This window comes from Bifidobacterium sp. VU/mBH4 (B4) (assembly GCF_058199535.1).
In genome coordinates, this window is record NZ_JBVPQJ010000004.1 from 241739 (window position 1) to 251659 (window position 9921).

2 protein-coding genes and 1 pseudogene are annotated in these 9921 nt (G+C 62.1%); all 3 read left to right on the plus strand.

Features of this window, described 5'->3' with window-relative positions:
* Positions 1-119 precede the first annotated feature (119 nt).
* Positions 120-3821 carry an RCC1 domain-containing protein gene (locus AC0AII_RS06790; protein WP_490446582.1) on the plus strand — a complete coding sequence of 1234 codons (3702 nt, stop codon included), beginning with the start codon at positions 120-122 and terminating at the stop codon, positions 3819-3821.
* 374 nt (positions 3822-4195) lie between these two features.
* The gene (locus AC0AII_RS06795) at positions 4196-7630 is read left to right on the plus strand and encodes an RCC1 domain-containing protein (RefSeq protein WP_490446583.1); all 3435 of its coding nucleotides are present in this window, start codon (positions 4196-4198) and stop codon (positions 7628-7630) included.
* 593 nt (positions 7631-8223) lie between these two features.
* A pseudogene (locus AC0AII_RS06800) lies at positions 8224-9921 on the plus strand (InlB B-repeat-containing protein); the annotation flags it as partial.

Here is a 9921-nt window from a genome sequence, read left to right on the forward strand (position 1 = left end):
TCCGCGCATGATATACTGCAATGCAGCTGTCGGGATGGTCCCCGGCACACGTCTCGTGAAGCGACTTGGGGATTTTCATCATCGAGCCACCTGTTTGGGGAAAGGGGTTCGCAGCCATCATGCACCATAGGGATGCTTCTGCCCGGCCATGCATTGCCGTGAGCCTTCTGCTTGCCATCATCCTGCTCGCAAGTCTGATCATGGGCAGCCTCGCCACAGCCGACACTGACACCAACACCAACACCGACACAAGCCAGCCAACGCTGCAGGCCACGCCGACGACACCCCAGTCCCCATTGACACCAACACCCTCGCCACTGAACACCACACCCGAACACGATCAAACACCTGACAGCCGCCCCCAGGCACGCTCAACAAGGCACACCGTCACCTTCGACAGCGCCGACGGCAGCAGCATCGACCCTCAAAACGTCGATGACGGCGCACTGGCCAGCCGGCCCGCCAAGGACCCGACCCGGGACGGCTACCTGTTCGACGGCTGGTTCACCGGCAATCTTGCCTACGACTTCACCCAACCCGTCACTGCAGACCTCACCCTGACCGCCCACTGGACCAAGGGAACCAGTGCCTGGAGCCTCTCCCCCACCTCCGGGTCAGCCGCCGGAGGCGACAAGATCACCTTGGTCCCACCCGCCAAACCCGGCGTACGATTCAGCCACATCAGCTCGGGTCTATGGCATACCTTGGCGATGGGCTCGGACGGCAACCTCTACAGCTGGGGACAAAACAAAGCAAGTCTGGGACGCGACACCAATGAGATACCAGCCACCGCACCGAGCAAGGCGCCAGAAGGCACCCCAGGCCTGGTCACCCCGCCGACCGGCGTCCACTTCACCCAGACCAGCGCAGGAATGAGCCTTTCCCTGGCCATGGGCTCGGACGGCAACCTCTACAGCTGGGGACTCAACGACAACGGGCAGCTGGGACGCAGCACCACCATCACGCCAGCTGACAGACCGGGCCTGGTCACCCCGCCGACCGGCGTCCACTTCACCCAGTTCACCGCCGGATACTCGCAATCCCTGGCCATCGGCTCGGACGGCAACCTCTACAGCTGGGGAGACAACAGCCGAGGCCAGTTGGGACGCGACACGGGATCAGCGACCTACGACGCCACGCCAGGCAGAGTGTCAATGCCGACAGGCATCACCTGCACCCAGATCAGCGGGGGAACCTTCTATTCCCTGGCTCTGGGCTCGGACGGCAACATTTACAGCTGGGGAGACAACACTCAGGGCGAACTCGGACGCAACACCAACAGCGAACAGCCAGGAACCCTGCCGAACAAAGTGATCCTGCCGAAAGGCGTTACGAAATACACCGCGATTGCCGCACAGGGATGGTGTTCTCTGGCCATGGGCTCAGACGGCAACCTCTACAGCTGGGGTTACAACAGCTACGGCCAGATGGGACGAGATACCGACACACCCACACAAAACATCGATCCAGGCAAAGTGACGCTGCCCATAGGCGTCACGAGATTCACCCAGTTCGGCGCAGGAAACCAACACACCCTGGCCGTAGGCTCGGACGGCAACCTCTACAGCTGGGGGAGCAACAAATTCGGCCAGCTTGGGCGTGATGCCAACAGCTTGAGAAATGCCACACCGGGCAAAGTATCCCTGCCGGCAGGCATCAGCTGCATCCAGATCAACGCAGAAAATACCTCCTCCCTGATCCTAGGCTCGGACGGCAACCTCTACAGCTGGGGAGACAACAGCCGAAGCCAGTTGGGACGCACGACCACTGGTCATTCTGACGCCCTCCCCGGCACAGTCACATTCCCCGAGGATCCCAGACCCGTCAGCGTCAGCTTCGGCGGGACGCCCGGCACCAACCTCATCACCGAGTCGAACGGCACCTGGAGCGTCACCACGCCCCAGCATGCAGCAGGCAAGACCGATGTCACCATCATCTGGGGCATGAACGGCCAGCAGCCCGACGCCCACCTGACCTACCAATACGTGAACACCTACCATGTCACTTTCTCTTCCGACAGTGACTCCCCTACAGCACCCTCGGGCATGCCCGGACCCCAGTCCGTCACCGAAGGCAGGCAGGCCACACGCCCGATCGCAGACCCGACCAAAGACGGCTTCCTGTTCGACGGCTGGTTCCTCAAGGACTCAAAAGGCGAATCCAAGGTGGCTTATGACTTCAGCCAGCCCGTCACCAGCAGCATCACCCTGGTCGCCCATTGGAGCCCTGCAGACATCGGCAGCTGGGCAATCAGCCCGAATAATGGCGATGCCCAGGGCGGCCAGCAGGTGACCATCACCCCGCCCAAAACCAGCCGGGGCATCCGCTTCAACCAGATAAGCGCCAGCGATAATTTTGCCGGTTTTTCTGTAGGGGTGACCAGCGATGGGAATGCCTACGCCTGGGGCGGCAACGACTACGGGCAGCTGGGCCAGGATCCGAGTACGACGGCCACACAGTACGCGCCGACCAAGGTCCCCCTGCCTGACGGCGCAGCTACCGGGTTCACCTACACGCAGGTCGCCGCAGGCGGAACCCACGTGCTGGCCATCGGCTCCGACCAGACCGTCTACAGCTGGGGACAAAATCAATATGGCCAGCTTGGCGACGGCAGCAGGCAAGACCACTCCAAGCCACAGCCCGTCAAGGGCCCAGACGGACAACCCTTCAAGGCCACCCAGGTGACCGCCGGATTCACCGACTCGGCAGCCATCGACCTGAATGGGCGCGTCTACGTCTGGGGCAGCGAAACCTACGGCCCGGACACCTATAGCGCGCCCAAACTGACGCCGGCCCTGGCCAAGGATCCAAGCGGCTCCGACAATGGGCTGAAGGCGGTCCAGGTAAGCGCAAGATACAGCTTCCTCATGGCCCTGGACGCCGACGGCAACGTATACACCTGGGGATACAACAACCACGGACAGCTCGGCAACGGCCAAAGCACAGGAAAATACAGCACCGCATATGCTGCCGACCCAGCTCCCGTGCCCGATCCCAAGAACGCCAGCAAGACCTTTAAGGCCAGGATGATCAGCAGCGGTGAAGTCCACGCACTGGCCATCGGTCAGGACGGCACAGCCTGGGCATGGGGAATGAACGCGGATGGCCAGATCGGCGATGGCACGCTGACCGACCGGTCCACACCCACGCAGGTAAAAAACCCTGCCGATGCCAGCCAGGGATTCCAGGCCGCCCAAATCATCGCCGGAGCCACATATTCGCTGGCTATCGACCAGAGCGGCACAGCCTGGGGATGGGGAGAAAACACCTTTGATCAGTTGGGCAGCAACCAGGGCACCTCCGAGCTGCTCGTCCCCTCACAAGTGTCACCCCCAGCGGGCCAGGACAACGCAGGCAAGGGGTTCGCGGTCGCACGAATCAGCGCAGGATCGGCTTGTTCCATGGCCATCGGTCAGGACGGCAAGAGCTACGGCTGGGGATACAACTACCATGGGCAACTCGGCACCGGCAGCAACAGCGATACGAAGATCATTACGCCGACGCTGGTGGCGCTATATCCGCCGCCGCTGATTACCGGCGTCAGGTTCGACCAAACAGCAGCCAACAGCCTGCAGCAGAACGCGGACGGGTCGGTCACCCTGACCACGCCAGCCCACAATCCGGGATTGTCTGATGTGATCGTGGACTGGTCCCTGGGCACCGCCAACCAGACCCCGACCCACCTCAGCTACACCTTCAAAGGCATCCTCCCCCTCACAGGCAACACGGGGGTACTCCTTCTGCTCGCCTCCGGCCTGCTTGCCGCCGCCGGTGCTCTGGCAGCCGGACGCCACAGGCATGAATTCACTTCGCTCGAGTAAACGGCCGGGCCGCATCCCAAGAACGGCCCAGCCATAATGGGTGGCTCCGCACCCCCCAACATCAGGGAGCCACCCATTTTCATTTTTACCTCTGCGCCTAGAGGAAAATATCGGCGTCCCAACTTGACATAATATTTTTCGCCCACTTTATCCGAGTGTTGCTCCCCTTCAGACCCGAACCTGCATGCTAGCGTACTTTTTAGCAACCGGGAACGTACCCGGCATGCGACCGATGAAAAAACTTGGGGTTTTCATCATCGGATTGCCTTACCTTGGGAAAGGGGTTTGTAGCGATCATGTGCCATCCGGACGCGTCTTCCCGGTCAGCCATTGTTGTAGACATTTTGAAAGTTATTGTCATTCTTCCAGCCAGCATGATCTTCGGCGGGCTCACTGCAGCTGATGCCATCGCAAATCCGATCAGCCCGGCCCAGCAAACAGACGCATCCGTCAGCACAACCACCGCCCGAGCTCAGCCAGGTTCAACTTCATACCAGGTCGTCTTCGACAGCGCCGAGGGCAGCAGCGTCGACCCGCAGACCATTGCCGAAGGCGCCCAGGCCAGCCGTCCCGCGCAAGACCCGACCAGGGACGGCTACCTGTTCGACGGCTGGTTCACCAAAGACGCCAAGGGCGACTCCAAGGTGGCCTACGACTTCACCCAGCCCGTCACCACAGACCTCACCCTGACCGCCCACTGGACCAAGGGCACCAGCGCCTGGAGCCTCTCCCCCACCTCAGGGAAAACCAGAGGAGACGCCAAGATCACCCTGACCCCGCCCACCACACCAGATATACGCTTCAGCCACATCATCTCGGCAGAAGAAGATGGCTCCCAGGCCATAGCCTCGGACGGCAACCTCTACCGGTGGGGGGACAACAACTACAAAGCGGGAATCTCTGAAGAAGAAAAGCGCACGCCAAGCCTGGTCAACCCGCCGACCGGCGTCCGCTTCACCCAGGTCAGCGGAGGATCCTCTCATTCCTTGGCCCTGGGATCGGACGGCAACCTCTACAGCTGGGGATACAACAAACAAGGCCAACTGGGACGCGAAATCGTCAGCGACACCACTCCCCCTTCTAAGACAGACAATCAGCCGGGGCTGGTGACTCCTCCGGCCGGCGTCCGCTTCACCCAGACCTGCGTAGGAGCCTGGCATTCCTTGGCATTGGGCTCAGATGGCAACCTCTACAGCTGGGGAAACAACAGCTACGGCGAACTGGGACGCGACACGGGTTCAGCCACATATGATGCCAAGCCAGGCAAGGTGTCGATGCCGGCAGGTGTCGCGAAAATCACCCAGATCAGCGCAGGACCCTTCTACTCCATGGTTCTGGACTCGGACGGCGACATCTACAGCTGGGGAAACAATGCTTACTACGAACTTGGACGCGACACCGGTTTGGCAGGAAAAGACCCCGCACCACGCAAGGTTTCCACCCCGCTAGGCATCAAAAAATACACGTGGATCATGGCTGGAGAGTGGACGTCCCTGGCCATCGGCTCGGACGGCAGCCTCTACAGCTGGGGATGGAACGAATACGGTCAGCTGGGACGCGACACCGGATCAGCAACTCGAGACCGCAGACCACGCAAGGTGACTATGCCGACAGGCGTCAAGAAATTCACACAGGTCAGTACAACACGCAGGCATTCCCTGGCCTTGGGATCAGATGGCAACCTCTACAGCTGGGGGTTCAACGACTGCGGCCAGCTGGGACGCGACACCGGATCAGCCAAATACGATGCCAAGCCGAGCAAAGTGCTTACACCAACAGGCGTCGCAAAATTCACCCAAGTCAACGCAGGCTACTCCCACTCCCTGGCCATCGGCTCGGATGGCAACCTCTACAGCTGGGGATACAACCAGTACGGCGAACTTGGACGCCCCACAAGCGGCAAGTACGACAGCAGCCCCGGCATGGTCGCATTCCCCGAAGATCCCAAACCCGATAACGTGAGCTTCGGCGGGACGCCCGGCACCAACCTCGACCCCAACCCGGACGGCACCTGGAGCGTCATCACGCCAAAACATGACCATGGCAAGGTGGATGCAGTCATCACCTGGAGGATGAACGGCGAACGACCGGACGCGCACTTGCCCTACAGGTACCTGGAAACCTACCATCCCACTTTCGATACCGCCAAAGGCATTGGGTTCTACTTTCAGTCCGTGACTGAGGGCACCCCAATGAAACGCCCCGATAGGGATCCGATCAGGAGTGGCTATTTGTTCGACGGCTGGTTCATCGGCGACACAGCCTACGATTTCAGCAGGCCGGTCACCGACAAGGTGACCCTAACCGCCCACTGGAGCAAAGCTGACGCCAAATGGAAGCTCGACAAGGACAACGGGCCCGAGTCAGGCGGCCAGACCATCACGCTGACTCCACCGCCAGCACGCGGCATCCGTATCAGCCAGGCTGACGGAGGAGACCTCCATTCCGGGGCCGTGGGCTCCGACGGCAGCCTCTACACCTGGGGAGACAACACCCACGGCCAGCTGGGCCGCGACACCACTGACAAGCAGGACAGCCATCCGAGCAAGGCGGATACCCCTGCAGGCGTCAACTTCATCCATGTCAGCGCGGGCTACGGATTTTCCGTGGCCCTGGGCTCCGACGGCAGCCTTTACAGCTGGGGAGACAACAGCCACGGCCAGCTGGGCCGTGCCGTCACCAGCGACACCCCCGCTGACAAGCCCAACAAGGTGGTAACCCCGACAGGCATCACCTTCGTCCAGACGAGCGCAGGCGGATCACATGTGGCGGCCTTGGGTTCAGACGGCAACATCTACACCTGGGGAGACAACAGCGCTGGGCAGCTGGGCCGTACCGTCACCAGCAACAACCCCGCAGACAAGCCCGGCAAAGCCGACACCCCGGCAGATGTCACCTTCACCAGTGTCAGTGCAGGCTGGGGCCACACGGTAGCCGTGGACACGCAAGGCGACATCTACACCTGGGGCAACAACACCCACGGCGAACTCGGTCGCAGCACCACCAGCACCCCCGCAGACAAGCCCGGCAAGGTTGAAACCCCGGCAGGCGTCACCTTCACCCAGGCCAGCGCCGGCGGAAGCCACTCCATGGCCGTTAGCGACGACGGTAGCCTCTACACCTGGGGCAACACCGCCAACGGACAACTCGGTCGCGACACCAGCAACACCCCCGCAGACAAGCCCGGCAAGGTTGAAACCCCGGCTGGCATCACCTTCACCCAGGCCAGCGCCGGAGGCGCGCATTCCATCGCCTTGGGATCCGACGGCAACCTCTACACCTGGGGCGACAGCGGCAAAACCTCGTCAGACAGGCCCAACAAGGTGGATGCCCCAGCAGGGATCACCTTCACCCAGGCCAGTGCAGGAGCATCGTACTGCCTGGCCCTGGGATCCGACGGCAACCTCTACAGCTGGGGAGACAACGAGAGCGGACAGCTGGGCCGTGACACCGGCAACGCTCAGGCCGCCAGCCCGGCCAAGGACACCTTCCCCGAGCGAGGCATCCCCACGCATGTCCTGTTCGACAGTGTGGAAGCCTCCCACCTGACCAAGAACTCCGACGGCACCTGGACGGCGACTACACCGGCGCACATGCCCGGCACGTCAACCGTCACCATCGAATGGAGACTGAACGGAGCAGCCCAGACCCCCGATACCAGCAACACGTATCGGTACAACTCCATCAGCGTGCTGCCCAGGGCCGGCGGAGGCGGCCTGCTTCCCCTGCTCATAGCCGGGCTACTTGCCTTCGCATGCGCCGCAGCAGCCAGGCGCCACAGGCTGGAAACTCTCAGCCGGCAGCAATAAAGACTTCCCTCGTGTAAGCAGGTCCGGGTTATCACTATCCCCAACACACTCCCGGACCACAGGGTGGCCCCAACTCCCCCAACGCAATGGGGCCACCCATATACTTCCGCCAGAACGGCATTGGCCTTATCTCTGACTAGCAGCTTGTCCCTTCCATCCCTCGTAAAACAGGGGATAAGCCGCCGAGAAGGGTGGCCAGTTCAGTCCTGCAGAGCTGAGCCGACAGCCTGTCAGATCAAGTCGGTAGCTTCAGTCATGCCTCGCTTTCCTTCGTTTTATTAGTCAGCTCGATTTGCTTCCAGACAGATAAGAGTCTGGAAGCTGAAGCACTTGTTAGCGAAGCGACGCTTAGCAGGAGGCTAGGGGGGGGGGGGTCTACATTCGAACGCATGGCTCCGGCTCGTGTGTGTTGTCGGCGGGCTGGGTGGTATGGTGAAAAGCGGGGGATGTCGAGAAGACGGCTGGCTTGCGCCATTGGCTCCTGCGATGTGATGCAGGGCTGGCGCTGATAGGCAGCATGGCTTTCCGACAGGCAAAAACTTTGGCAAACGGTGTTGATTCCGTTTGGTGTTTGGTGAAGGGGTTTTGGTTTGATGCATCTGGTTTCTCGTCTGCGTCGCATCCTGGCGATGACGATCGTCCTGCTGGGAATGCTTGCGGGCCTGGGCGTCGCATCCGCCCAGGCGGACGCTCCTATCCTCACCGGGGGGGGGGGGTCGTCAGACCCCTCGCGTAGCTGAGCAAACCCCCGGCATTTCCCTCAGCAGCACTCCAGAAACTCCACTGCCCTCGCCCTCGCCGATACAAGCCACCACACCGTTAAGCCCCGCAACACCGAGTCCAAGCGCTCCATCATCGACGACAAACAATACAGACGGCACAGACTCCGCTCCGGCTAAATCAGCCGAAAAGACAGATAATCAAGCTTCTCGTATAGTGCGCTTCGACCCTGCCAACGGCAGCAAGATAACACAATCAACTGTGAAGACCGGCACTCTCGCCACTCCCCCGCAACAGAATCCTCAACGTGAGGGCTTCCGGTTCGACGGGTGGACATACGACAACCAGCCTTTCGACTTGCAGACGCCCATCCTCCAGGACACGACCCTGAAAGCCCAGTGGTCGAAAACCACGGACTGGACGCTGAACCCGGACCACGGGCCCGCCACCGGCACCAGGCTGACCATCAGCCCGCCCAACCTGCAGGAGCCTCAGTTCGCCAGCATCCACGCCGCAGGAAACCAGATAGTCGGCCTGGCCGGCGACGGCCGCATCTACACATGGACGCAGGACAGTACACCCAAACAGGCTCCCTCCCCCGCCCAGGCTCCCGACGGGTTCCGCTACCTGCAGGTTGCAGCCGGCAGCCGCCGACAGGCCGCCTTGGGATCCGACCAGCAGATATACATCTGGACCAGCGGACAAGCGGCACCCACGATTATCAACTCCAATCAGAATGCCAGGTTCACCAGCATCAGCCTGAACGACGACCTCCTGCTGGCGGTGGACCGGCAGGGCCGGGTCCACGCCTATCAGGCCAGCAATGCCGACAGCCAGAACCCGGAACTTATACAGCAGGCCGCAACCAGCCTGCCCGGGCAGGCGCAGGCCGTCACCGCCGTCGCCTCCGCCAGCCGGATCCTCATCGTGGACGCTGACGGGCAAGCCTGGACCTGGGAGATGAGCAAGACCGGGAAAACCAAGCCCGCACGCGTCAAGCAGGACCCGGGCATGCGCATCGTCCAAGCCCAGGCCCTCAACCAGGGGTTCCTCCTCCTGGACGCGGACGGGCAGGCCCGGTACCTGCCAGACGGCACTGCCGCCATGATCCAGCTCAGCCTGCCGGACAGCGCGCAGGCCAGCTCGACCGCCGCCAACAAGGATCAGGCCATGATCGTCGGCACCGACGGCCACGTCTGGGCCTGGAAGCCCGGCAAAACCCCCAAGCGCGCGGACAGCAGGAACCAAGCCTACGTGCAGGCCGCAAGCACCGGCAGCAGGATCGCCGCCATCAGCAGGCAGGGCAGCCTATACAGGTGGAGCCTGGACGGGCAGGGCCAGCCCGGCAAACCCGACAGGCTAGGCACCGCACAGGCGCCCACCCTGGCATCAGCCAGCCTGGACGGCCAGCCGCTCAACCTCACTGCGAAGAACAATGCCTGGCGGGCGGACATGCCCGCCCGCAAGCCGGGACAGGCCGCCATCCTCATCAACGGCAGGCAGGACGGGCAGCCCTTCGCCAGGAGCCTTGCGTACACGGTCGACCAGCCGCTGACCAGAGGCGCCGGACA

Bases quoted from the DNA above. Each gene is read 5' to 3' on its own strand.
- AC0AII_RS06790 (WP_490446582.1), top strand. From the start codon at position 120: ATGCACCATAGGGATGCTTCTGCCCGGCCATGCATTGCCGTGAGCCTT.
- AC0AII_RS06795 (WP_490446583.1), top strand. From the start codon at position 4,196: ATGATCTTCGGCGGGCTCACTGCAGCTGATGCCATCGCAAATCCGATC.